26 protein-coding genes and 3 pseudogenes are annotated in these 24,712 nt (G+C 52.0%); 24 read left to right on the top strand and 5 right to left on the bottom strand.

Annotated features, from left to right (window positions below):
• The first annotated feature begins 27 nt into the window (after positions 1-27).
• The 17 genes and pseudogenes from tssF to NB069_RS12275 all read left to right on the top strand — a co-directional run bounded on the left by tssF (position 28) and on the right by NB069_RS12275 (position 14,018).
• The gene (tssF, locus tag NB069_RS12355; RefSeq protein ID WP_250583940.1) at positions 28-1,797 is read left to right on the top strand and encodes a type VI secretion system baseplate subunit TssF; all 1,770 of its coding nucleotides are present in this window, start codon (positions 28-30) and stop codon (positions 1,795-1,797) included.
• Positions 1,761-2,843, top strand: coding sequence for a type VI secretion system baseplate subunit TssG (tssG, locus tag NB069_RS12350; protein WP_250583938.1), 1,083 nt, complete (start codon positions 1,761-1,763; stop codon positions 2,841-2,843). The genes tssF and tssG overlap by 37 nt, the downstream gene beginning before the upstream one ends.
• A gap of 35 nt (positions 2,844-2,878) precedes the next feature.
• Positions 2,879-3,403 (top strand): type VI secretion system lipoprotein TssJ, encoded by a 525-nt coding sequence (gene tssJ, locus NB069_RS12345; protein WP_250583936.1) that lies wholly within the window; start codon positions 2,879-2,881, stop codon positions 3,401-3,403.
• A 4-nt stretch (positions 3,404-3,407) separates the two neighbouring features.
• Complete coding sequence (locus NB069_RS12340) at positions 3,408-5,729, top strand: type VI secretion system Vgr family protein (protein ID WP_250583934.1); 2,322 nt, start codon at positions 3,408-3,410, stop codon at positions 5,727-5,729.
• Positions 5,726-6,226, top strand: a complete 501-nt coding sequence (locus tag NB069_RS12335; protein ID WP_250583932.1) for a DUF4123 domain-containing protein — start codon at positions 5,726-5,728, stop codon at positions 6,224-6,226. Before NB069_RS12340 ends, NB069_RS12335 begins: the two co-directional genes overlap by 4 nt.
• Entirely contained in the window at positions 6,220-6,564 is a 345-nt protein-coding gene (locus NB069_RS12330; RefSeq protein WP_250583930.1) for a hypothetical protein, read from the top strand. The genes NB069_RS12335 and NB069_RS12330 overlap by 7 nt, the downstream gene beginning before the upstream one ends.
• Positions 6,564-7,334 (top strand): Tox-REase-5 domain-containing protein, encoded by a 771-nt coding sequence (locus NB069_RS12325; RefSeq protein WP_250583928.1) that lies wholly within the window; start codon positions 6,564-6,566, stop codon positions 7,332-7,334. Before NB069_RS12330 ends, NB069_RS12325 begins: the two co-directional genes overlap by 1 nt.
• 2 nt (positions 7,335-7,336) lie before the next feature.
• Complete coding sequence (locus tag NB069_RS12320; RefSeq protein ID WP_250583927.1) at positions 7,337-8,059, top strand: Imm52 family immunity protein; 723 nt, start codon at positions 7,337-7,339, stop codon at positions 8,057-8,059.
• A gap of 268 nt (positions 8,060-8,327) precedes the next feature.
• Positions 8,328-8,948 (top strand): annotated as a pseudogene (locus tag NB069_RS12315) (DUF2345 domain-containing protein); the annotation flags it as partial.
• Between the two features lie 57 nt (positions 8,949-9,005).
• Entirely contained in the window at positions 9,006-9,803 is a 798-nt protein-coding gene (locus tag NB069_RS12310; RefSeq protein ID WP_250583925.1) for a DUF6402 family protein, read from the top strand.
• Positions 9,804-9,825: 22 nt separating this feature from the next.
• A complete protein-coding gene (locus NB069_RS12305) occupies positions 9,826-10,257 on the top strand; it encodes a DUF6201 family protein (protein WP_250583923.1) in 432 nt (143 codons plus the stop codon).
• 93 nt (positions 10,258-10,350) lie between these two features.
• A pseudogene (locus NB069_RS12300) lies at positions 10,351-10,503 on the top strand (type VI secretion system baseplate subunit TssE); the annotation flags it as partial.
• 28 nt (positions 10,504-10,531) lie between these two features.
• Positions 10,532-11,200 (top strand): Tox-REase-5 domain-containing protein, encoded by a 669-nt coding sequence (locus NB069_RS12295; protein WP_250583921.1) that lies wholly within the window; start codon positions 10,532-10,534, stop codon positions 11,198-11,200.
• A gap of 67 nt (positions 11,201-11,267) precedes the next feature.
• A pseudogene (locus NB069_RS12290) lies at positions 11,268-11,519 on the top strand (type VI secretion system tip protein VgrG); the annotation flags it as partial.
• A gap of 207 nt (positions 11,520-11,726) precedes the next feature.
• Positions 11,727-12,176, top strand: coding sequence for a type VI secretion system baseplate subunit TssE (tssE, locus tag NB069_RS12285; RefSeq protein ID WP_250583919.1), 450 nt, complete (start codon positions 11,727-11,729; stop codon positions 12,174-12,176).
• Positions 12,177-12,199: 23 nt separating this feature from the next.
• A complete protein-coding gene (locus NB069_RS12280; RefSeq protein ID WP_250583917.1) occupies positions 12,200-13,501 on the top strand; it encodes a VasL domain-containing protein in 1,302 nt (433 codons plus the stop codon).
• Between the two features lie 37 nt (positions 13,502-13,538).
• Entirely contained in the window at positions 13,539-14,018 is a 480-nt protein-coding gene (locus tag NB069_RS12275) for a hypothetical protein (RefSeq protein WP_250583915.1), read from the top strand.
• A 27-nt stretch (positions 14,019-14,045) separates the two neighbouring features.
• Here NB069_RS12275 and NB069_RS12270 read toward each other — a convergent pair whose 3' ends face one another.
• The gene (locus NB069_RS12270) at positions 14,046-14,612 is read right to left on the bottom strand and encodes a DJ-1/PfpI family protein (protein ID WP_250589510.1); all 567 of its coding nucleotides are present in this window, start codon (positions 14,610-14,612) and stop codon (positions 14,046-14,048) included.
• A gap of 50 nt (positions 14,613-14,662) precedes the next feature.
• Positions 14,663-15,895, bottom strand: a complete 1,233-nt coding sequence (locus tag NB069_RS12265) for a sensor domain-containing diguanylate cyclase (protein ID WP_250583913.1) — start codon at positions 15,893-15,895, stop codon at positions 14,663-14,665.
• Between the two features lie 607 nt (positions 15,896-16,502).
• Between NB069_RS12265 and NB069_RS12260 the strand changes: the two genes are divergently transcribed.
• The 4 genes from NB069_RS12260 to dbpA all read left to right on the top strand — a co-directional run bounded on the left by NB069_RS12260 (position 16,503) and on the right by dbpA (position 20,630).
• Complete coding sequence (locus tag NB069_RS12260; RefSeq protein ID WP_250583911.1) at positions 16,503-17,630, top strand: methyl-accepting chemotaxis protein; 1,128 nt, start codon at positions 16,503-16,505, stop codon at positions 17,628-17,630.
• A gap of 156 nt (positions 17,631-17,786) precedes the next feature.
• Positions 17,787-18,770: a zinc transporter ZntB gene (gene zntB / locus NB069_RS12255; protein ID WP_250583909.1), complete on the top strand. Its 984-nt coding sequence runs from the start codon at positions 17,787-17,789 to the stop codon at positions 18,768-18,770.
• Between the two features lie 281 nt (positions 18,771-19,051).
• A complete protein-coding gene (gene ynaL, locus NB069_RS22495; protein WP_284677015.1) occupies positions 19,052-19,228 on the top strand; it encodes a proline-rich small protein YnaL in 177 nt (58 codons plus the stop codon).
• A 28-nt stretch (positions 19,229-19,256) separates the two neighbouring features.
• The gene (gene dbpA, locus NB069_RS12250; RefSeq protein ID WP_250583907.1) at positions 19,257-20,630 is read left to right on the top strand and encodes an ATP-dependent RNA helicase DbpA; all 1,374 of its coding nucleotides are present in this window, start codon (positions 19,257-19,259) and stop codon (positions 20,628-20,630) included.
• A gap of 45 nt (positions 20,631-20,675) precedes the next feature.
• Here the strand turns inward: dbpA and ttcA are convergent, their stop codons facing one another.
• Positions 20,676-21,611: a tRNA 2-thiocytidine(32) synthetase TtcA gene (gene ttcA / locus NB069_RS12245; protein WP_250583905.1), complete on the bottom strand. Its 936-nt coding sequence runs from the start codon at positions 21,609-21,611 to the stop codon at positions 20,676-20,678.
• A 243-nt stretch (positions 21,612-21,854) separates the two neighbouring features.
• On the opposite strand from ttcA, the gene NB069_RS12240 reads away from it, so the two are divergent.
• The 3 genes from NB069_RS12240 to NB069_RS12230 all read left to right on the top strand — a co-directional run bounded on the left by NB069_RS12240 (position 21,855) and on the right by NB069_RS12230 (position 23,156).
• Positions 21,855-21,932, top strand: coding sequence for a hypothetical protein (locus tag NB069_RS12240; protein ID WP_250589509.1), 78 nt, complete (start codon positions 21,855-21,857; stop codon positions 21,930-21,932).
• Between the two features lie 215 nt (positions 21,933-22,147).
• Positions 22,148-22,654 (top strand): hypothetical protein, encoded by a 507-nt coding sequence (locus tag NB069_RS12235; RefSeq protein ID WP_250583903.1) that lies wholly within the window; start codon positions 22,148-22,150, stop codon positions 22,652-22,654.
• Positions 22,655-22,739: 85 nt separating this feature from the next.
• Positions 22,740-23,156, top strand: coding sequence for a GFA family protein (locus tag NB069_RS12230; RefSeq protein WP_250583901.1), 417 nt, complete (start codon positions 22,740-22,742; stop codon positions 23,154-23,156).
• A 19-nt stretch (positions 23,157-23,175) separates the two neighbouring features.
• Here NB069_RS12230 and NB069_RS12225 read toward each other — a convergent pair whose 3' ends face one another.
• Positions 23,176-23,388 (bottom strand): KTSC domain-containing protein, encoded by a 213-nt coding sequence (locus NB069_RS12225; RefSeq protein ID WP_250583899.1) that lies wholly within the window; start codon positions 23,386-23,388, stop codon positions 23,176-23,178.
• Positions 23,389-23,584: 196 nt separating this feature from the next.
• Complete coding sequence (gene ompC, locus NB069_RS12220; RefSeq protein ID WP_250583897.1) at positions 23,585-24,694, bottom strand: porin OmpC; 1,110 nt, start codon at positions 24,692-24,694, stop codon at positions 23,585-23,587.
• Positions 24,695-24,712: the final 18 nt, after the last annotated feature.

Here is a 24,712-nt window from a genome sequence, read left to right as displayed (position 1 = left end):
CATTAACAATTTTCAGGAATGTCGTTCATGGATGATTTAACCCTGCGCTATTACGAAGCAGAGATGCGATATCTGCGTGAGGCCGGTAAAGAGTTTGCCCGGGCTCATCCGGATCGTGCAGCGATGCTTAATCTGGATAAACCTGGCGCTCGCGATCCCTATGTGGAACGTCTTCTCGAAGGTTTTGCCTTCCTGATGGGCCGCCTGCGCGAAAAGCTGGATGATGATTTACCGGAACTGACCGAAGGGCTGGTGAGTCTTCTGTGGCCGCACTATATGCGGACTATACCGTCGCTGGCCATCGTCGAGTTCTCACCTGACTGGCGCAGTCTGCGTCAGGCCGAAATACTGGCTGAAGGTTTTTCAGTTCTGTCACGTCCCGTCGGACCACATAAAACCGCCTGCCAGTACCGGACCACCCGAGACATTACATTACAACCGCTGCACCTTGCAGATGCTCGCCTCCATACTGAGACCGATGGCCGCTCAGCTATCCGTTTGCGCTTCGAATGCCCTGAAAAAGTGGACTGGATTGAAACCGGGATAGACAGAGTCTCTATCTTTCTTAACGCAGAGAGTCCCATCAGTTCAGCGCTACATCTGGCAATGACCCGACGAGTCCACGCCATGTACGCCCGTCATGCCGGGACGCATACCGAACGTCATAAGTTTGACGGCTGGTGCAAACCCATGGGCTTTGACGACAATGACGTCCTGTGGAAGAAAGCTGACACAGCCTTCAGTGGTTACCAATTGCTGCTGGAGTATTTCAGCTTCCGTCCAAAGTTCATGTTTGTTGAGCTGCGCGGCCTTGACTCCATCGGGCTCACCTCGGTCAGCACCTGGTTTGAAATCGACATTGTACTCAGTGAAGCCTGGTCATCCGATCTGCCTTTTGAGACAGAAAATTTACGTCTGCACTGTGCGCCGGTAATCAATCTCTTTACCCTGGAAGCCGATCCTCTGACTCTTGAGCCACTGGATAACGAATATCTGCTCAGGCCGCTGCGTCTTCAGGATGGTCATACCGAGATTTACAGCGTCGATAACATCCACGGCGCGGTGAAGAATGGCAAACACCCCTATGTACCCTTTACCAGCTTCCGGCACAGGGGCGGTATGATGCGCCACGATGCCCCTGAACGTTATTACCACACCCGCGTTAAACGCGGTCCCTCCGGGCTGTATGACACCTGGTTAATACTCGGGGGGCGCTCGTTCGAACTGGAGCAGCTGTCAGATAAACCAGAGTCACTCACGATGCGAATAACCGGCACCAATGGCCAGCTTCCGCGCAAAGCGCTGGAAAGTACGCTCCTCGACAGAGTGGTTAAAACCGGCAAAGTGCCCGTCAGAGTACTGAACGTCACTGCACCGACGATGCCGCTATATCCCCCGGCAAACGACCGTTTTCACTGGCGGGTGATGAGTCACCTCGGATCAAACTTCCTTAGCATGATGGACAATCCGGAGGTGCTTCGGGGCACGCTGGCGCTCTATGACTGGACCGACGATGAAATGAACCGTCGTCGGCTTGAAGCAATCGTCGCAGTGAAGCACACCCTGATCCGTCGTTTTGAGAAGGGCTTTATGCGCAGGGGCGTGGACATTGAGGTCACGCTGAATATGGATAATTTTGCAGGCGAGGGCGATGTGAATCTCTTTGGTGAAATGCTGCACCGGTTCTTTGCGCTCTATGCCGATATTCACCTTTTTAACCAGCTTACGCTGGTATTGCAACCGACAGGGAAACGACTGAGATGGCGCGAGAATCACAGCCTGCACGTACCGGGCTGACGCTGGCCCTTAAAAATGATATCTGGCGGGCCAATTTCTATCGTTTCTGCCAGTTGCTGGAACAGGAAAGTCCGGATGCGGCGAAACTGGGCACTACAAGCCATCCTGGCGACGATCCTGTACGATTCAGACCCTGGCCTGGTATGGGTTTCCCGGTCAGTACCCTGAAAACGGTGGAGACCGACGAAGACCATCCGTCATTACCCCCGACGGTCCGAACGACATTTCTTGGTGTGTATGGGGTGGACTCCCCTCTGCCGACGTCCTATCTGGATGACATTGCGCAGCGCCGCGAAGGCCATGAGGCGGTCACCTCATTTCTGGATATTTTCAGCCACCGCATCACCACACAGTATTACCGGATCTGGCGAAAATACGCCTGGCCGGCGACCTTCGAGGCTGGTGGTCGCGATGCTACATCACAATGTCTGTTGGGGCTGGTGGGGCTCGGTATACCGGGCACGTCGGAACAGGTGGCTACACCGGTTTCTCGTTTCCTGGCCCTGCTGGGCACCATGCGATTACCCACCCGTAACGCCGAAGGCATCCGGGCCCTGGTGAGCCTGCTGGCACCGAATACCCGGGCATTTATCACCGAACCCGATCCAGTTAAAGTCCATATTGATAACCGCAGTGGGCTGGGAGGAATAAACCGCGTCCGTCTTTCACAGCGGGCCACGCTGGGTAAAACGGCAAGGGAAGCCTGCAGCCGGGTACTGGTGACGCTGGAGACATCGGATCCGGACGAGGCGGAAGGCTGGTTACCCGGTGGTGTCCTCCGTACAGATTTGCTGGTCCTGATGCGCGTCTATCTCGGTTATCGCAGTGACGCACGACTGCGCCTTACCGTACCCGTGCGGTTGCTGCCTGAGCCGCGCCTTAGTAAAGGCAAGCGTATCCTGCTGGGCCGTACCGGTTTGCTGGGCCTGAAAGCAGGCAAACTCAGCAATAACCGGGAGAGACTGACCGTCAGTCTGGGCTGCTATGAAGGGTTGCAATGGTCTGTGTTATCGCCTGCTGAAGACGGGCATTACCGCTTCGATTAAATACGTACTCCCACTTTCAATAAAGGAACTTTTGAATGGCAACAGTAACCCGCTGGCGGGCGCTGACGCTTATCGCCTGTGGTCTGCTTGCAGGCTGCGGTCTGACGCAGACCGTTACGGACGGTACGGTCAGCATCACCAAATCCATCTTCTACAAGAAAATTAAAACGCTGCATCTGGATTTTACCCCGCGCACGGCCATTAACGCCGATGGCGCACAGACGCCGCTGGCGACCATGGTGCGGGTTTATCAGCTCAGGGATCGTAAAGCGGTTGATGCCACCGATTACCAAACGCTGCTGCGCAAGGCCGATACGGTACTTAAGGACGACGTGCTGGCATCAAAAGAGCAGCTGGTGATGCCCGGCGGCAGCGTGACGCTCAATATGCCCCTGGATGAAGACGCCCGGTTCGTGGCGGTGGTGGGGCTGTTTAACCGACCGGATATGCAGGACAACCGCTGGCGGCTGGTGCTAACCCGTGACGATCTTGACCCGGACACACCCCGCACGATTGAACTGGGTGATGGCTGGCTCAGCCTTGTGCCGGTAAAGGAGTGACGCGATGGATAACTGGTCAGCGCTTTTTAACGGACAGACCCGATACTCTCTGGATATTAATGACAGTACCGTGAGGCCGGATGTCCTGCGCTTTTACGGCAGGGAAGCACTGAGCGAGCCGTTCAGTTGGGACATCGAGTTCACCTCCCTGCAGGCAAACATTCCCCCAGAACAGGTGCTGATGAAATATGCCTCTTTCCGGATGCGGAGCGGTAAAAGTGTTCACGGCATTGTGACCCGCCTGGAATGGCTTTCGACCTCAAAGGATCAGTCCCATTACCGGCTTACGCTCAGATCGCGCCTGGCGCTGCTGGGATATACCCGGCAGTGCGCCGTATTTCAGAACCAGTCCGTGCCGGAGGTGGTGGAGCAGGTGTTACGCCGGCACGGCCTGGAGGGAGCTGATTTTGAATTCAGGCTGGAGCGCACCTACCCGCCGCGTGAAATTATCACCCAGTGGCGGGAAACGGATTTACAGTTCATCCGGCGCATTCTGTCTGAGGTGGGGATTTACTGGCGCACGGAGATGGACGACGCGCGCGGTCTGGATACGTACATCCTGGCCGACAGCCAGCTTAACTACCGGTTTGACGTGCGGCTGCCGTACCGCGAGCCATCGGGCCTGTTTGACGGCGCGGCAGAATCGGTCTGGGACGTGCGGACCTGGCACAGGATTGCCCCCGGCACCGTTGCCACGCGGGATTACAACTACCGGACCGCCACCACGCCGATGGATGCGACGGTCAGCGTGCGCAGTAATGCGGTCACCACCGGGGAGCATTACCGCTACGCAGCGCCTTACCGTGACGCAGGCGATGACGCCAGCCCGGAGCCGGAAACCGAATCCGGCGCATTCTACGCCCGGCTTCACCACGAGCGGGAGCTCAATAAATCAGTCCGCATCCACCTGTTCAGCAACGCTTCACACCTCGCGCCCGGGCAGGTGCTGGAGCCGCAGGGCGATGTCATTGCTGACCTGAAAGAGGGCGTTATCCTTACGCTTGTGACCTTCCGGGGAGCCCGTGATTCCCGTCTGCATGTGTCGCTCTGGGGGATGCCCTACATCGAACGTTACTGTTACCGCCCGGCGGAAATCCCGCGTCCGGAAATTCACGGCACGCTACCGGCCCGGGTCGAGAGCCGGCAGAGGAATGATATCCACGCTCATCTGGATGAACAGGGACGCTACCGGGTGAAGCCGGACTTCGACCGGGAGGGGACAGAGCCGGGCTACGGCTACCTGTGGCTGCGGATGGCGAAGCCGTACTCTGGTAATACATACGGCTGGCATACGCCGCTCACCGACGGCACCGAAGTGGCGATAGCCTACAGCAATGGTGATATTGACCTGCCTTACATCGCGTATGCCCTGCATGACGCTGAACATCCCGACCACGTGGCCCGCGACAACCACACCCGCAACGTACTCAGAACCCCGGCGAACAACAAGCTGCGGATGGAAGACAGGCGTGGTGAAGAGCACATCAAACTCGCCACGGAATACAGTAAGACGCAGCTCAACAGCGGGAACCTGGTAAACAGCAAGGGGCAGCTTCGCGGTAAAGGCACTGAGCTGCGCACCGATGAGTGGGGAACCCTGAGAGCAGGGAAGGGACTCTTTGTCGCTGCGGATGCGCAGGCGAAAGCCCAGGGTGAGGCGCTGGACATGGATGCGGCGCTGAAGGAAATCGACAGACTTAATCAGCAGCTGCAGCAGCTGGAGATGGCAGCAGAACAGGCGCAGGCCCTGAAGGCGGATGTGGGCAGCCAGATAGCGATGTTTGAGCAACGGCTGAAGCCCCTCAATGAAGCGCTGCTGATGTCCGCACCGGAAGGGATGGCGATGACCAGCGGGGAGCACCTGCAGATGACAGCCACAAAAAACGTGGCCATTAATGCCGGGGGCGATATTAGCACAGGCACCATGGGCAATACGACGCTGCTGGCCGGGGAGAAGCTGGGGCTGTTTGCGCGGACCGGCCAGCTGAGCGTCAAATCCGGAGAGGGCCCGGTAGAAGTGCAGGCGCAGAAGGCCAGTATGCGTCTGTTCGCTGAGAAGAAAATGACACTGAGCTCGGCGAGTAACATCTCTTTTGCCGGAAAGAAACGTATCACCCTGATTGGTGGCGGGAGCTACCTGCGGCTGGAGGCGGGGAAGGTCGAGTATGGTACGACGGCGACGTATATACGCAGGACGAAAAGGATGATGGCAGCGGGTGCGGCGAGTATGCCGGTTAAGGCCGTGACGGGCGGAGGGATTTGCCTCAGTTGTCTGATGAAGGCCGCGATGAATGGCGACACCTTTGTTATCAGGAGCGAGTCATGAACCACAGCTTTAGTCTTGCAATTCAGCATCTGATTCATTCATCAGACGTCTCAGTATTTGCTCTGGTGGATGGACTGCAATATGAGCGTTTTACTGGCTATGAACTTAAAATCAAACCGGATGTTGTCTTTCCTTTATTTAATACCTGGCCGGATTCGCGCATTGCCTTTGCCGGACCGTTGTTAATCAGTATGAATGCAGCAATGGAAATGAGAGAACAACTGGAGGCCCTGGAAATGGCACTACCCGGCGTGTCCTGGGTGGTGTCAGGCTTCGGACCGCAGAAGCTGGTCGCACATTTACAGGCATATATGAACGCAGGGCTTCCGGATGGAAGGGCTGCTTTACTGCGTTTCCAGGACCCGCGTGTTCAGTTCCGCCTGGGAACGATGCTGAACAGCAAGCAGCACAGGGAAATGACAGGTTTAATGCGTGAATGGCTGACAACGGTGGACGGGAAAGTCTGGTCATTTAAACAAAGGGAATTCATATGCTGAAGCTGTCTGAAGAGCAGTGTGCCGGTGTGGACAAAATGGAAAATGATGATTTTGTTCGCGATACCGCGCAAAGACTGAAGAAGAAATTTCCGGGGATTAACGAACCGGATGACACGTTCCATGTTCGCCTGAGAAAAGCACTGGATTATGCCAATACCCTTGCGCTGAAAGAGAAGAATGTGAAGCGAGACTTTTTATTCCTGGAAGCGTTCTGGCCTGGTTTTTATCTGAAGCCCGAAGTGGATAAATGGCTGAGAACGCCAAACGGTTATTCAGTGGATCAGAGAGTTGAAGATTATAAGCATGTGATGATTAACAGGGAAAGGAGGGGACTGTAATGGTCATGATCCCACCGGTGATATCAGGGGGAATGGGCGGGGCTGCAACCGGAAGTGTCGGTATGGCAGGCAGTTCAAGCGGATCGTCAACCTTTCCCGGAGCAGGAGGCAGCCATGGAGGCTGGGAAGATGAGAATATGTTTTATCCTGACTCAGGCAATGGATCGCGTCAGGGGGCCGGAGGGTTTGATTATCAGGGAAAACCCTATGATTCGATGCTGAATGATCCCATGGCGGTCAGTGCAGAGACGCACGGCGATTTCTGGGAAGACGATATGGACTACTCAGAAACAGTGACCTATGAAGGTGTTGATACCAGAGCAGGAGCACAGGCGAAGACGGATGAAAAAACCTGTGAAAACTGCCCACCGGAAGGGAAAGTGATGCCGATGGTGAGGCGTTGCTCGCGCTGGAGTATGGTTACAATCAGCTACCAGACGCGTATCTGCGGCACATTTTATAATCCCGAAACAAAACAGATACAGGAATATAAGTACTGTGGCGTGTCGTTTGATGGCTGGAAAGATAAGCTGTGTCAGTTCTGGGAGGCGAAGGCGCGGTATGATCAGTTTTTCAGGGTTGATGGAACAAAGAAAGATTGGTGGCGAGGGGATAGCAGTGCAATTAATCAAGCCGGGCGTCATCAAGCTGTTGCGACAGTTAATAATCCATTAAAAGTCGTCTGGGTTTTTATGCAGCCGATGAGTTGCTACTACTTTTCGAAAATCTTCAAAAGATTTAAAGATATTATTGTTAGATGGGAGCCTTGATTATGGGTGCACGTTTTATAGTAAACTTTGATTTTCGCATCAAAAATTCTGACATTCAGCTTTCACAAATAATTGAGCATTTTACTTTTATCATAGTGCAAATTAACAACTTATCTCAGGTAAAAAAAGATTGGTATGAAACAGGTCACTCCAGAAAGCAAGCTCTAAATGAGGTGGCGTTTCAGAATGGAAATATAACAGATAATACTCGTTTGAAATGGGAACGCCGATATAAGAAAAATATACCAATGTTTGTTGATGGCGTGTGGGATGCCAATGATGATGAACATAGCTGCGGCATCTCTTATAGAAAAATGTTTTATGATGAGAGAAATAGAGCTTCAGTAGAGGTGAGTTTAGTTGTAAATAATGAAGAAAACCTATTTAGTCGATTTATATCATTCGTATCCCAACTGGCTTTGTCTTTTGATTGTTCTTATATGAGCATCGATTCAAATGGATACAATCTGTTGGAGCGTAATGTTTTCCCGGAAAGACTGGCTGTAGGTTGGATGTTATACATTCCACACATACTCTTAACAGAATTAATTCCAGAAGCAGCCAGAGTTGTACCAGTAATGGATGGCGAGAAACAGAAAGGCACTATTATTGTGTCTACTGAGGAAATATTTGATGGTAACAACAAAGAACATATCGGAAAAGCTAACGATATAGAAATTAAGCTTCTGGATCTTGGTCTGTTACCGTTGATGACGGAGCTTTAATCTGCCTTGCAGCGTGAACTGATCACCCATTGGCGGGAAACGGACTTGCAGTTTATCCAGCGCATTCTGTCCGAGGTGGGGATTTACTGGCGCACGGGAGGGATGACACCCGCGAAATGGATGTGTACATCCTGGTCGACAGTCAGCTTAACTACCCGTTTGAGGTCCGCATGTCGTACCGCGAGCCATAGGGGCTGTTTGTCAGCGCGGAAGTGCAGACGAAACCGCTGGGATGAGCGCTACGCTGAAGTAAATCGACCGGCTTAACCAGCATCTGCAGTTGACAGCCGCAAAAAACGTTGCCATTAACGCCGGGGAGGATATCAGCGCCGGCACCATGGGTAATACGACGCTGCTGGCCGGGGAGACGCTGGGGCTCTTTGCCCGCACCGGCCAACTGAGCCTGAAGTCCGGCGAAGGGCCGGTGGAGGTCCAGGCGCAGAATGCGGCAATGCGGCTGTTTGCAGAGAAGAAGCTGACGCTGAGCTCAGCCAGTGACATCTCGTTTGCCGGGAAGAAACGTATCACGCTGATTGGTGGCGGGAGCTATCTGCGGCTGGAGGCCGGAATAATCGAGTATGGCACGACGGCGACGTATCTGCGCAGGACGAAAAGGACGATGGCAGCGGGAAGCAGTACCCTGGGTCAGGGTATTGCTAGAATGCCCGCTCCATTACCAAATTTATCATGCGGTCCAAATACAGCGTGTTTCAGGGTCCTGGATTCTTTAACAGGATCTGAAGATATGGAATTTGCATATCAATTGCAGACACCTACCGGTACAGTGGTTGGAAGAACTGATTCAGCTCTGACGCATGCAATAAATTCAGAAACCGAAGAAAATGTAAATTTGAACTATGTTTTCCAGATCAGAGCGGGGACAAGGTAATGGCAGTTTCATCAACAACCACAACAAAAGAGCAGGAGCAGCAGGAAAAGAAGGTCAGTGTTGATTTCTTCCACATTGATATGCATTCCCAATGCAATGAGAAACATGGGCTGGGAAATGGCACCCAAGCTAATGGAACATTGGTTCAGTATTTCCCCTGCTTACTCATTTAACAAAGAATCAAAAACTGAACTTCTAAACTGCGATGCAAGAAGTATCCCCCCTTCTAAAGTTAATGATAACATCGTGAAAATGGCATGGGCGATTCAGTATTCTCAAGTTAAAACTGGCATCAATGAGCTTAGGTCAACGTGGAACACCATAAATAGCAGAAAGATATTAAAAAAGCATTTCTCAAAAATAAAAATCTCAGAAGGCGAAACGGTTAAGTTTGGTTTTTCGGATAATGTAAAAGAATTAGATGCAACTGCTCAGGCCAACTTTCTTATAATCGGCAGTAAATTCGATACAGTAAATGATTGGTATGGCGCAATTGGTAATTGTAATTTAAAAGTATGCGTGCGAGGGACAGTTAGCCTGCTTAATAGCAAACATACGCTAACCATTGAGTCTTTAGGGTTTTATATTAAAGATACATATGACTTTCTAGATGATGATAAATTTAGCATCGACATACCGGAATCTTTGGGTGTTTGGGGAAAGGATCGAATTCTAAATAAGGCAGAAACAGTTTCGTATATGTCATCTTACACATCAGGTGCATTTGGTCTTTTAGTTCGAATGTTTTCCGGCTTTGTTCCGGTATTTAACTCCGGCTTCAGAAAATGGCAAAATAAGCGTGGTACTGGTAATGACTATATAGTTTTTCTGATTAATTTTGGATGCCACCATTAGATAAAGACCGCTTGGTGATTCTATGAGCAAAATAAAAAAGTTGAAAACATATCTATTAATCACACCATTTGTAATAGTGTGGATGATTCTATCACCCACAGCCTTCTTTGGAGATTTCAACAAAACACATGAAAAAATTAGTGAGGATGGGAAATATAAAGCTGTGGCTTACTATGTCTTGCCCACTACCCCAGTATCATTTTTTCAATGGGCTTTCGAAGATGATGTTTTTTTGGTGTTGTATGATTCAAAAAACAACTATTTAGGCCAAAGTTCACCATTTGGATTTACAGACCAATATACTATCTTTGGAAATGATATACTTTTCCCTGACGATTCGGATGGAGCAGAAAAATCATTATCTCTTAACGGTGTAAATGATTTTACCGAAGGTTACACAATCCCAGTAAAAAACAAAAAATGGTGGAGCGTTTTTTACTCATTATTTTATTGATTAGGCATTGTAATGATAGAGTTCAATACATGAACTCTTCAACATTTATTGAAAATAGAAGTCGATCATTTCAGCAAAATTCCTGAGGTCAAAATGCCCGATAGAAAATCACCATCTTTATACGAAATTCTTACTGGCAACTTTACAGGGGATCTTCCCCTTGAAGTTGTAAACAAAGAAGACCAGGTCATTTTATCTGTACTGGATAATATCCAGGGTATTTTGAACGCTCGGGCCGGTACCATTTTTACAGTAAAACCGTGGCCAATATTACTTGACCACTACATATCCTGACTCAGGCAATGGATCGCGTCAGGGGGCCGGAGGGTTTGATTATCAGGGAAAACCCTATGATTCGATGCTGAATAATCCCATGGCGGTCAGTGCAGAGACGCACGGCGATTTCTGGGAAGACGATATGGACTACTCAAAAACAGTGACATATGAAGGTGTTGATACCAGAGCAGGAGCACAGGCGAAGACGGATGAAAAGACCTGTGAAAACTGCCCACCTGAAGGGAAAGTGATGCCGAGGGTGAGGCGTTGCTCGCGCTGGAGTATGGTTACAATCAGCTACCAGACGCGTATCTGCGGCACATTTTATAATCCCGAAACAAAACAGATACAGGAATATAAGTACTGTGGCGTGTCGTTTGATGGCTGGAAAGATAAGCTGTGTCAGTTCTGGGAGGCGAAGGCGCGATATGATCAGTTTTTCAGGGTTGATAGTTCGAAGAAACCTTGGTGGACTGGCAATCAAAGTGCAATCAATCAGGCATCCCGTCATCAGGCGGTTGCGTCAGTTAATCAACCCTTAAAGGTTGTCTGGATATTTATGCAACCTATAAGTTGCAAGTATTTCAGAAAAATTTTTAAAGATTACAAAGATATTATTTTGACGGACAGACCCGATACTTTCTGGATATTAATGACAGTACCGTGAGGCCGGATGTCCTGCGCTTTCGCGGCCGGGAAGCACTGAGTGAGCCTTTCAAGGGGGACATTTAGTTCAGGCGGGTGATGACGCCGGCTCTGAACTGGAAACGGAATCCGGTGCGTTCTATGCCCGGCTTCACCACGAGCGGGAGCTCAACAAATCAGCCCGTATCCACCTGTTCAGCAACGCTTCACACCTCGCGCCCGGGCAGGTGCTGGAGCCGCAGGGCGATGTGATTACCGACCTTAAAGAGGGCGTTATACTCACTCTGGTGACCTTTCGTAAAGCCCGTGATATCTGTCTGCACTTGATGCTCTGGGGCATTTCTTCCATATACATTATTCATGAATAGTAAGCATGATTTTTTTGCAAGTAAGCTTTGACAAAAAATTCACAATGTGAGGGCTTAATAATTTTTTCATACTGTGCTGGATGAATACATCAGTAATTTCATTGTTAATTATGGAAAAGACATATTCATAACACAGAAGCTTCAATAATATTTGGCCTGAAATATATTGGATAGCAATAAATGAACTATAAATCACCTTCTCTATACGAAGTTCTTACCGGAAATTTCACAGGTGACCTTTCTCTTGAAGTTGTAAACGAAGAAGAACAGGTCATTTTGTCAGTGTTAGATAACATTCAGCGTATTTTGAACACCCGTGCCGGTACGCTGGCACATCTCCCCGATTACGGTCTGCCGGATATGACCAGAATTCTCCAGGGAATGCCGGGATCGGCGCACCAGTTAATATCCACGCTCTCGACGGTGCTGCTGAAATATGAGCCCCGTCTGAGTAGAATCACGGTAGTGATGCTTGATCAGACCCAGCCTGGGGAACTGCGCTACGCTATTGATGCCGAACTCAAAGGCATCGGTCTCGTACGCTACGGCACGGATTTTATGCCCGAGGGCAGGGTGCTTATCCGCCACCTTAAACAACAGCAGTACCTGGACGCCCGTTCCGCAATTTAGCCCTTCTTCAGACTAAAAATACCATGACAACACTTTCTGAACGTCCCCTTAAAACCGGGGGCGACCCGCGCACGCTTGCGGACTATGTCGCCCTGCGTAATGAGATGAACAAGCTGACCCATCCGGCGCGGCCGGACGTGAACTGGCAGCATGTGGAAAAACGGTGCCTGTCCCTGTTTGAACACAACGGCGTAGATCTGCAAACCGCCGCCTGGTTTTCCCTGGCCCGCGTCCACCTGTCGGGAGTGTCTGGACTGAACCAGGGGTTAGCGATCGTCACCGCGCTGGTCACGCGTGAATGGGACAATCTGTGGCCACAATCAGTGCAGGCCCGGATGGAAATCCTCAACACCCTGATCCAAAGGCTTCAGCGGGTCTTGCGTAGCCAGTCCCTGACATCTGCCGACCACAGCCAGCTGTTGCAGGCGGAAGGACATCTGAATCTGTTGGACGACATATTGCAGCGTCTGGACGTGATGCGCGTCAGCCAACTCGACGCCTTGCGAGCACAGATACATAGTGCGGGAATACGTTCAGGACAGACAGATGGGCTGGATAGTAAGCTGCCTGAGCACGTTGCCGTACCGGCTGAAACCCTGAGTGAACCAACAGAGCACATTAAGTCCGAGCCCGTCGTTCAGCCTGAATCGCGGCCGACAAGGATGACTGAGCCTCCGCCACCCGCGAAGCCCTGGAAGCCGTTTGCTGCCGGTATGGTGGCCATGCTGGTGCTGGGAGGGATCCTGGCAGGAGGATGGCGGGTCATGCAGCAGCCTGAACCTGTACAGAAGCCGCTTACCCCTTTACCCACGGCGCTTACTGGTGAGCAGCTGCATCAGTCTCCTCACTCAGCTGAAAATGGAATTATTGAGACGCAGCAGCAGCTGGCGCGGTTAATGGCCTTAAAACCAGACTGGTCGTTAAGCTATGGCGATTATCTGGTAGAAGAGGCGCTCAGGCTATGGCCGGAACAGGGGAAGAGCCTGGCGCAGAAGTGGCAACAGCAGAAGGTGTCTGTTGCACTGGCACCAGAAAATCTGACCGGCTGGTACGAGGGGGTGACGCAACTTGAGCAACTGGCGGCCCGGCTCAACGCGCTGGACGAACAGAAGGGCAAATATATGACCGTCAGTGAGCTGAAATCAGCGGTATTCGCCGTTCTGCAGTCGCTTAACCGCACCGTTCCGGCAGAGGAACAACTTCGCCAGCTCTCCGTCATCCCATCAGGACAAGCCAGCACAGCCATCCGGCAGAACCAGCTCGAACAACATCTGCAGCAGCTCATTGCGTCTTATGCTGTGCTGAAAAATACCCCGGCTGAATAAAACCGTTCGGGCAAACAGAAATTACAGGGGCGACAACGTGTCAGCCAGAGAGCGTTTCTTCAAAAAAGTGCAGCACAATAGTGCCAGTGTACCTTCTGGCAAGCATTCGGTTGAGGCAGAAGTCAGGGCATTCTGCGCACGTATGAATGCGCTTGCGCAACAACTGGATCAGTGGTTTGCAGGATCGGGAATCGAGGTCAGGTATTCAACCAAACATATCCATGACCTGAGCACGATTGGCTACAGCCTCAGGAGTGGGATAAGCCGTTACGACATTACCACCATCCAGTTACAGAACGGTGACCGCAGCGTCACTATACTCCCGAAACAGCTCTGTCAGGGCGAAGAGAGAGGTGTTGTGACGATGCGTGTGGAGGCTTACGGCACCACCCAGGTGTTTTGTCTGAGCATGGCGCCGGAAACAGGCTGGTTTATCCGTCGGGAACATCAGAGCTTAAAAGACAATGTCATCATGACCGAGGAGCGCTTTTTTCAGGCTGTCGACAGGCTGGCCTGAACGCTCAGCCTGTCGGTAATTCACCTCTTACTTCTGCAATACCTCAGCAAATTTCGCCAGCCATTGCGGATGGGCAGGCCAGGCCGGAGCCGTAACCAGATTGCCGTCGACGTGCGCCTGGTCTATACCAATGTCGGCGTACTCTCCGCCGCTGAGACGGACTTCCGGGGCGCAGGCAGGGTAGGCGCTACAGGTTCGTCCTTTCAGGACGCCAGCGGCGGCCAGCAGCTGCGGGCCATGACAAACGGCGGCGATCGGTTTTCCTGCCTGGTCAAAGGCGCGTACCAGTTCAAGTACCTTCTCATTCAGACGCAGATATTCCGGTGCGCGTCCGCCCGGAATGAGCAATGCGTCGTAATCCGCCTCTTTCGCCCCGGTAAAATCGGCGTTAAGTACAAAGCGGTGACCGGGCTTTTCGCTGTATGTCTGGGCACCGTCGAAATCATGGATCGCCGTCATGATAAAATCGCCTTTGCTTTTATCAGGACAGACCGCATCAACCTGATGACCTATCATCTGCAATGCCTGAAAGGGCACCATGGTTTCGTAATCTTCAGCGTAATCGCCAACCAGCATCAGGATTTTCTTGCTCATCATCGCCACTCCTAAATGAATCAATTGACAGAGGACGCCGGCAGGCGCTGTCAGGCCGCCAGCACTTTATTACGACCATCACTCCTGGCGCGATACAGCGCATCGTCCACGCGTTTAAACAGATCGTCGATGCTTTCATCCGGGTTATGCCGCGCAACGCCAATACTCACAGTAAAGCGGGGCAAACCGGGAATAGCAATGCGGGCGATGGCTGCGCGCAGGGTCTCTGCAATCTGCATCGCCGCATCCAGCGAGGTGCGTGGCAGGAGCAGCACAAATTCCTCACCCCCCCAGCGGAACACGTAATCGTCTTTTCGACTGCTGTTTTCCAGCGTCCTTGCGAGGGCAATCAACACCTCGTCGCCTTTCTGATGCCCAAACACATCATTAATACCCTTGAAGTGATCGGTATCCACCAGCAGCAGGCTGAACTCCTGCTGGGCCGGAAGATGGTTCGGTGAGGTCTGGTCGGTAAGATTATAAAACTGACGGCGATTGAGCAGTCCGGTTAATGAGTCGCGCAGCGCGGCATATTCAAGCTCCTGTTCAAGACGCTTTTGCTCGGTAATATCATGAATAATGCAGAGCATCAGTTTATCGCCGTAGATCTCAATCGGCCCGGCATAGGTTTGTACGTGCCGGGTGGAGCCATCGGCCAGGCGATGAACAAAGTTGAGGGGCTTATGACCGCCCGGCAGACGTGCAATCTCCATCATCACCGGCATGATATTGCGTCCCAGGGTGTTGATCTCCCAGGTGTGCTTGCTGCATATCTCCTCATGGATATAGCCGTAAAAGTTGAGGGCTGCGAGATTCGCATCCACGATCAGGCCGTCCCGGGCGGGATCGATTAACAGCATCGGGGCGCTGTTAGTCTGGAAAAATCGGGCGTAGAAGCCCTGTTTCTTGCGCTGATAGGTGCCTGAACGGGTCGCTTTTAATCCCGTTACCGGCTGGCGGGCAACCCCCTCAAAAACAATCACTTCACCGAGAGATGCAAAAACGGCCAGTGAGAGCCGGCAGGTCAGGCTGGTCTGCTGGCGATCTATCACTACGCTCCAGATTTCGACGATATCCTGGCGGTTTTTTAAATCAGGCACGTACATCGCGAGTGTGGCTTGCGCATGGGCGGAGCAGACACCTTTACGCAGCATGTCCAGCGTTGCGCCCTGCATAATCGTTTTTGCTGCCGTATTGGCGAAAAGCACATCCTCCGTTACCGGGGATACCAACCATACGGGCGTTATAAGCATATCCAGTGCATCAAACCCTGAAAGCGACATAGGTTAGTCTCAATTTTCGGCACATAAAATACCTGAGGGCCACAACGGAGCGGCACGCGTGGGCTTCTCTGAAACATACTCTAGTTCATTCGATCGGACAGGATTTTTTTGTGATTTCAGCCTGAAATTCGAATTAATTTTACCAGCTGGAATAGTTTTTTATTCACTGGCACTCTTTATGTGTTGAAAACTATACAGACACCCTGACGGCGTTACAGGAAACTGCCCGGACACTATGGCATCTATTTAATTCAGTATCGGACCGACGCCGGAAAACATTAATATTTTTTCAGTAAAATCGTAAGGTATATTTAATCGTGCGTATTTTGAGCATGGAAAAATAATCACTGCCTGCAAAGGCGGCGTGAGTTAAGTATAAAAAAATCAAATTGATAAGTGACGCAATTGTAGTGCGCCATGGTGTTGTTTGGTGCCTTTTTGGAGATTAGTTTGTTAAATCAGGTTCTGAATGGTGTCGTGTACTCACTTAACGCAAATTTCTGAGGTTTTGATATTAATAAATTGTCTGTGCGAAATGTGAGTGAAAAACTAAAACCTGAATGCTATATAGTTGTTACCTTCTGAAAATACTGTTGTAGGATCTATTATGCTTAGAAATATAAGTGTGAGGACTTTTATTCTGAGTTATCTGGTAGTTGTGTTTGTTGTCATTGATGTTCTGGCCATATTTTTAGCACCGCAAACATCTCTGTTAATTTTGCTTAACTGTTTATTTGTCGGCGCTTTGATTTTCTTGTGGGTCTACATGACGCAATATCTGGTCGTGCCAATCAATACGGTGAAAAAGAGTATCGAAGAGGTCGTCTCTGGCAACCTGGGGGTCACGATCCCGGAGTTTGGTAATAACTGTGCAGGCAGACTGATTCCGGGCATCAACACGCTGTCGAGCAATCTCGCTACTCTGGTGCGCGAGATCCGTTCTTCATCCCATACCGCGATGACGCTTTCCGAACAACTTGCCGCCCGTAGTACGGCGCTGGCCTCTAAAACCGAACTGCAGTCGGCGTCTCTGATCCAGACCTCAGCCAGCATGGAACAGATGGCCGCCACCACCAAAAATACCGCTGATAACACCCGTCTCGCCAATGAGAAAGCCAGTATCGCCACACATCAGGCAAAAAAAGGCGGCGAGCTGATGGGGCAGGTTGCCAACAACATGCACTCCATTACTGAATGCGCCCAGCAGATGACGGAAATTATCACGCTGATTGATGGCATCGCTTTCCAGACCAATATCCTGGCGCTGAATGCCGCGGTCGAAGCCGCCCGTGCCGGCGATCATGGCAAAGGCTTCTCCGTTGTTGCGGGGGAAGTACGCAGCCTGGCCCATCGCAGCGCCGAAGCGGCAAAAAATATCAAATCCCTGATCGATGTTACCAGCAGCAACGTCAGCCAGGGGGCGATGGTCGTGGCTGAAGCCGAGAAAAACATGCACGAGATCGTTAGCGGCTCCGGGCAGGTCAGCAAGTTGATGGACGAAATCTCCACCTCCACCTACGAGCAGGAGAGAGGTATCGCACAGATCACCCAGGCGCTGAGCGATCTGGAGCAGGTGACCCAGAGCAACGTGGTGATGGTGGAGGAGCTGTCGGGCTCGTCGGCGGTGCTGAAGAATCAGGTCGTTGAACTGCAAACCCGCACCCGAAACTTCCATCTGGATCAGGGCACTTCTGCGCCCACCTTTGACGGGCGAAGCTATCCCGCCCGTGCCTGAAACTAAAGCCTGGTTCGCCAGGCTTTTTTTATGGCGAGTAGCGTTCAGGAATAGTCTCTTTTATGAATAAATTCAGCGCGATGCCGGGAGAAAGTGTTGCTTAAGCTGCCAGGGTGGCTAGACTGACAGCAAAGAACAGCTACTGGCGGAGGCGCTGTGGAAGGCATAAAAGGATCGGAAGTTAACGTTCCTGACGCAGTTTTTGCGTGGGTACTGGACGGTAAGGGCGGGGCAAGGCCGCTTACCAACGATGATAATATCGATAGGGAGCATCCCTGCTGGCTGCACCTGAATTACACCCACCCGGAGAGCGCCCACTGGCTGGCATCGACGCCGCTATTACCCAACAATGTGCGCGACGCCCTGGCGGGAGAGAGCCTGCGTCCACGCGTCACCCGCATGGGCGAGGGAACATTAATTACGCTGCGCTGCATCAACGGCAGTACCGATGAGCGGCCGGATCAGCTGGTGGCGATGCGTCTCTATATGGACGAGCGGCTGATTGTCTCAACCCGGCAGCGAAAAGTGCTGGCGCTGGACGATGTTATCGGCGATTTGAAAGAGGGCACCGGCCCGCAAGATTGCGGGGGCTGGCTGGTGGATGTCTGTGACGCGCTCACCGATCACGCCAGTGAGTTTATTGAAGAGCTGCACGATAAAATCATCGACCTGGAAGACAATCTTATCGATCAGCAGATACCGCCCCGGGGCTTTCTGGCGCTGTTGCGCAAGCAACTTATCGTGATGCGCCGCTATATGGCGCCCCAGCGCGATGTGTATGCCCGACTGGCAAGCGAGCGGCTGCCCTGGATGAGCGACGATCAGCGCCGCAGAATGCAGGATATCGCCGAGCGGCTGGGGCGCGGGCTGGATGAAATTGACGCCTGTATCGCCCGAACAGCGGTCATGACCGACGAAATTGCGCAGGTGATGCAGGAGTCGCTCTCCCGACGAACCTACACCATGTCACTGATGGCGATGGTCTTTTTGCCCAGCACCTTCCTGACCGGGCTTTTTGGCGTCAACCTTGGGGGCATCCCCGGCGGGGATTTCCGCTTCGGCTTTTCGCTGTTCTGCATCATGTTAGTGGTTTTGATTGGTGGTGTTGCATGGTGGTTACATCGCAGTAAATGGCTGTAAATTTACGTTTTTTCGGCGCTGTAAGTTTCTTAAAACGCCATTTTACTTGAGCGAAGTCAAAAAACGATTTACCCATAAGGTGCAATATCTCTCTCGCAGGTGAATGCAACGTCAAGCGATGGGCGTTGCGCTCCATATTGTCTTACTTCCTTTTTTGAATTACTGCATAGCAAAATTGATTCGTACGACGCCGACTTAAATAAGTCGGCTTTTTTTTGCCTGCAACCCAGCAGCGACTACCCTAAAAGAGACAAACGCGTTTTCTGGAGGGTAATATGGCCATGCTCTTAACACTGCTGCTGCAACCCACGCGGCTATCGGACCCGGTGCCAACCGATCCTGTGCCCGTTCCCGATCCGATCCCCCGTCCACAGCCGATGCCGGACCCACCGCCTGACGAAGTGCCGATTAAAATGTCGCATCAGAGGCGGAGATCTGCGAGGATACGCGCCTGCTGACTGTGAGTCTTTTACCGCGAGAATAACTGTGACTGCTTTTTCAACGCTGAACGTACTGCCTGCCGCCCAACTCGATAACCTTAACGAGTTGGGCTACCTGACGATGACCCCTGTACAAGCTGCCGCGCTGCCAGCGATCCTGGAAGGACGCGATGTCCGTGTGCAGGCGAAAACCGGCAGTGGTAAGACGGCTGCCTTTGGCCTTGGGCTGTTGCAGCAGATAGACGCCACGCTGTTTCAGACGCAGTCCCTGGTGCTCTGCCCGACGCGCGAGCTGGCAGATCAGGTCGCGGGGGAGCTACGTCGCCTGGCACGTTTTCTGCCGAACACCAAAATTTTAACTTTGTGCGGCGGACAGCCGTTCGGCGCGCAGCGTGATTCTCTGCAGCATGCCCCACACATTATCGTCGCCACCCCCGGGCGACTGCTCGACCACCTGCAGAAGGGCACGGTGTCTCTGGATGCGCTGCAAACCCTGGTGCTGGATGAGGCCGACCGCATGCTGGATATGGGCTTCAGCGACGCCATTGACGAAGTGACCCGTTTTGCGCCGCCAACGCGCCAGACGTTACTTTTCTCCGCCACCTGGCCGGAGGCGATCGCCGCTATCAGCGGTCGCGTGCAGCAAAATCCGCTTGCCATTGAAATTGATTCCGTCGACGCGCTGCCGGCCATTGAGCAGCAGTTCTTTGATACCACCCAGCGTGGCAAAATCCCGCTTCTGCAAAAGCTGCTCAGCATTCATCAGCCCGCCTCCTGCGTGGTGTTCTGTAACACCAAAAAGGATTGTCAGGCGGTATGTGATGCCCTGGCCGGGGCGGGTCAGAGCGCACTGGCGCTGCATGGCGACCTGGAACAGCGCGATCGCGATCAGACCCTGGTGCGTTTCGCCAACGGCAGCGCCCGTGTGCTGGTTGCCACCGACGTCGCCGCCCGCGGTCTGGACATCAAATCCCTGGAGCTGGTGGTGAACTACGAACTGGCCTGGGATCCGGAAGTGCACGTTCACCGTATTGGCCGTACCGCACGTGCCGGTAACAGCGGTCTGGCGATCAGCTTCTGCGCGCCGGAAGAGGCGCAGCGCGCCAATATTCTGGCTGAAATGCTGCAAATTAAGCTGAACTGGGTGGATGCCCCGGCAAACGTCAGCATTACGCCGCTGGCAGCAGAGATGGCAACGCTGTGCATCGACGGCGGTAAAAAAGCCAAAATGCGTCCGGGTGATGTGCTGGGGGCGCTGACAGGGGACATTGGGCTGGACGGTGCAGATATCGGTAAAATCGCCGTGCATCCTGCGCACGTGTATGTGGCGGTGCGACAGTCTGTGGCACAAAAGGCGTGGAAACAGCTGCAAAACGGAAAGATCAAAGGCAAAAGCTGCCGGGTTCGTCTGCTGAAATAAGCGGGCGGGAAAGCGTCTCAGCATTCACGCTGAGACGCGTTAAAATCACTTCACTTCAATAACGTTCAGACGCATCTCATCCAGCTGAGTGTCATCTTCTTCTGGCTGCCAGCCCGCCGGCTGCATTGGGATCTCTTCCCGGTCAAACGCCAGATCGCCGCCATTCACCACTTCCGAACCGTGCTTAATGCCTTTGAAATCAAACAGGTTGATATCGCACAGGTGCGAAGGCACCACGTTCTGCATCGCGCTGAACATGGTTTCAATCCGGCCAGGATAGCGTTTGTCCCAGTCGCGCAGCATGTCGGCAATCACCTGACGCTGCAGGTTTGGCTGCGAGCCGCACAGGTTGCATGGAATGATCGGGAAGGCTTTGGCCTCGGAGAAGCGCTCGATATCCTTCTCGCGACAGTAGGCGAGAGGGCGGATCACGATGTGTTTCCCGTCGTCGCTCATCAGCTTCGGTGGCATACCTTTCATTTTGCCGCCGTAGAACATGTTCAGGAACAGCGTCTGTAAAATGTCGTCCCGGTGGTGACCCAGGGCAATCTTGGTGCATCCCAGCTCGGTAGCCGTACGGTACAGAATGCCGCGGCGCAGGCGGGAGCAGAGCGAGCAGGTGGTTTTCCCTTCCGGGATCTTCTCTTTAACGATGCCGTAGGTGTTCTCTTCAACAATCTTGTACTCGACGCCCTGCTTCTCCAGATATTCCGGCAGAATATGCTCCGGGAAGCCCGGCTGCTTCTGATCCAGGTTAACGGCAACGAGGGAGAAGTTTACCGGCGCGCTTTGCTGAAGATTGCGCAAAATTTCCAGTAAGGTGTAGCTGTCTTTGCCGCCAGACAGGCAGACCATGATGCGGTCGCCTTCTTCAATCATGTTGTAATCGGCAATAGCTTCGCCAACGTTACGGCGCAGACGCTTCTGAAGTTTGTTCAGGTTATACTGTTCTTTCTTGGTAATATCTTGATTTTGCGACATTTAATAGTGGCTCAATTCGTTTGTGGCTAAAGCAGCTCAGGCGGCTCACACTTTGATAAGGCGGGCTGCAGATCAACATGAAAAAGTATGGCGTGTATGGTACGGATTACGGCGATGAATGTCAGCACGTTTTGCAGCAAACGCGCGTGTTCCAGTGCGCCGGTATTTTCGCCGCTGCCGCCTGGCTGAATTTCGGTAAACAACGCTATAGTTGTAGTCCATCCATAAAAAAGGGAGGTACTCATGCAGTTTGTTGAAAAAGATGACCCGCGCGAAGCGCCGGAATCGGGTGATAAGAAGCCCCAACCTGTTAAAAAATAGCTGACCGTGAGTCATACCCCGCCACCCGTTTTTACGGGTGGCTTTTTTATGCTTTTTTCGCCGTCTCCTCACTCAGTAAGTCGTGCTGTTTCAACGCCACTCTCTCACCAGAAAGGCGCATAGGCCGTTAATAATTGACCCTGTACGATAGAGAAGAGACAGGTAATAAAGACGATGGTGGACAAAAACAGGACGATTACAATGAGGTGATAACGATGCGTAAACAGTGGCAAGTACTGGTAGGTATTTTCATTTTACTGACTGTGTTTTCATCTGCCCGGGCGAACACCACCGCGATGGGATTGACGTTAGGCGAAACCACGTTACAGCAATTTATTAAGGCTTATCCCTCATCCCTGCATGAAGGGCGCAGTAAGTGGAGCGACGGCGATATATTCTCTATCCCCAATCGGGAGCTGGGATTAGAGGGGGTAAAAAACAACGCCGTGATCTTCAATAAGGCCGGCAGGATCACTGCCATTATGCTCGAGCTGGATAAGAGTCGGTTCGATGAAGTCGAAAGTATGCTGGCGCATAAATATGTCGTGCAGAAAAAACAGATCTCCTTTGCCGGCGATAAATATGCCAGATACCAGAATGATGACGATTTAATCGAACTTGATGCACCCTATTTATCGCCGCTGATGAAGCTCACCTACTCAGAACAACTCTTTCAGGAGGCCTACCTGAAAAAGATCGCGGAGGAAAATATCCGCCGCTGATGGGGCGTCTGGCATACACTTAGCCGGTACGCAGCGTGAATTGACGCTGCTCGTGTAGGGTATGCTTATCTTAAAGGAGCCTGCAATGGCGAATAATGTCACTGCTCAGTGTCACTGCGGCGCGGTTCGCTTTACCGTCGAACTCACCGACGGGTTCAACACTATCCGGCGCTGCAACTGTTCATACTGTCGGATGCGCGGGGCGGTCGCGTTCTCTGCGCCGTTATCCGGTATCAAAATTATTCAGGGAGAGGCGTTGTTGACCGAGTACCGTTTTAATACTCAGGCAGCGGCGCACTACTTCTGTTCAGTATGCGGGATTTACACTTTCCACCAGCGGCGTTCAAATCCGAACCAGTATGGCGTCAACGTCGCCTGCATTGAAGGCGTCTCGCCGTTTGATTTCCCGGAAGTGCTGGTGATGGAAGGCAGGGTTCACCCCAATGATGGCGGTGGCGGCGTGGCTGGCGTGTTGAGCTACCGCGCCACCCCGGACGAGTAAAGGCCCGGTTGAGAGGGGGTCAGGCGACTCTTTTCTCTTTAAATTTGCCCTTTACGACGCCATCATAAAAACGACCTTTTGAAACCACGTTCAAAAAATCGTTAAAAATCCGTACCGGAACCGGCTGGTATTGCCAGGCGCTGCGATCCAGAAAACGGATCTCCAGCGTTTCATTGCATTTGTCATAGGCAATCGAGGCGATGCGCGAAGATTTAACGGTATGATGATTCATAATAGCGAGTCCTTACAGCCAGGCAGACATGCGATTAATCTTGTATCAGATAGCCCAGCTGGTGCAACAAAAAGTGTGTAAAAGAGGTGAGGGTAAAGTAAGGATATTTGAACGACATGCTGGCAGGAATATTAATAAAGCAGAATGGTTCAGAAATATAAAGAGTTAGCCCGCGTCGAAACGCGGGCTAATTTCATCAGAACTGGTAAACCAGACCCAATGCTACGATGTCATCGGTGCCGATACCATTATCTTTGTAGAACTGGTCGTCTTCGTCCAGCAGGTTGATTTTATAATCAACGTAGGTGGACATATTTTTGTTGAAGTAGTAAGCCGCACCAACTTCAGCATATTTAACCAGATCCTGATCGCCCTGACCGTTGCCCAGATCTTTACCTTTGGACTGCAGGTAAGAAACCACCGGACGCAGACCTGAATCGAACTGGTATTGCGCAGTCACTTCGAAGTTCTGGGTTTTGTTAGCTACCGCGTGGTCATTATTACCGTACGGGGTCATGTTACGGGTTTCAGAGTACATCGCCGCCAGGTAGATGTTGTTGGCGTCGTATTTCAGACCCGTCGTCCACGCGTCAGCTTTGTCGCCACCTGCGGTAGTTTCGTTAATCTGAGCGTTGGTACGATCGGAAGAGGCGTAGGCCGCGGCTGCGCTGATGCCCATGCCGAAGTCATAAGAGGTGGAGATACCGAAACCATCACCGTTCTCATTACGCACGTCACGGCCATTGTTGGTGCCTTCATTACCGTTACCGGCATCTTCGTTGTTGCCCTGGTACTGCAGCGCGAAGTTCAGGCCTTCAACCATGCCGAAGAAATCGTTATTACGGTAGGTCGCCACACCGTTCGCACGACCGGTCATAAAGTTGTCGGCTTTGCTGTAGGAGTCGCCGCCGAACTCTGGCAGCATATCGGTCCAGCCTTCCACGTCGTACAACACGCCGTAGTTACGGCCATAGTCGAATGAACCGTAATCGCCGAATTTCAGACCGGCAAAGGCCAGACGGGTCCAGGACTGCTTTTCAGAACCTTCGGTATTGTTTGCCTGGATATTATATTCCCACTGGCCATAGCCGGTGAGCATATCGTTGATCTGGGTTTCGCCCTTAAAGCCGAGACGCATATACGTCTGATCGCCGTCAGCATTGCTGTCGTCAGAGAAATAATGCAGACCGTCTACTTTACCGTACAGATCTAATTTGTTGCCGTCTTTATTATAAATTTCCGCTGCGTGTGCTGCGCCAGCCATTAACAGGGCCGGGATCATCAGAGCCAGTACTTTTCTTTGCATTGTGACTAATCCTTCTGC

Source organism: Leclercia adecarboxylata (assembly GCF_023639785.1).
Lineage (GTDB): Bacteria > Pseudomonadota > Gammaproteobacteria > Enterobacterales > Enterobacteriaceae > Enterobacter > Enterobacter adecarboxylatus_D.
The sequence above is the reverse complement of the archived record's forward strand: the minus strand, read 5'-3'. Positions and strand labels throughout refer to the sequence as shown.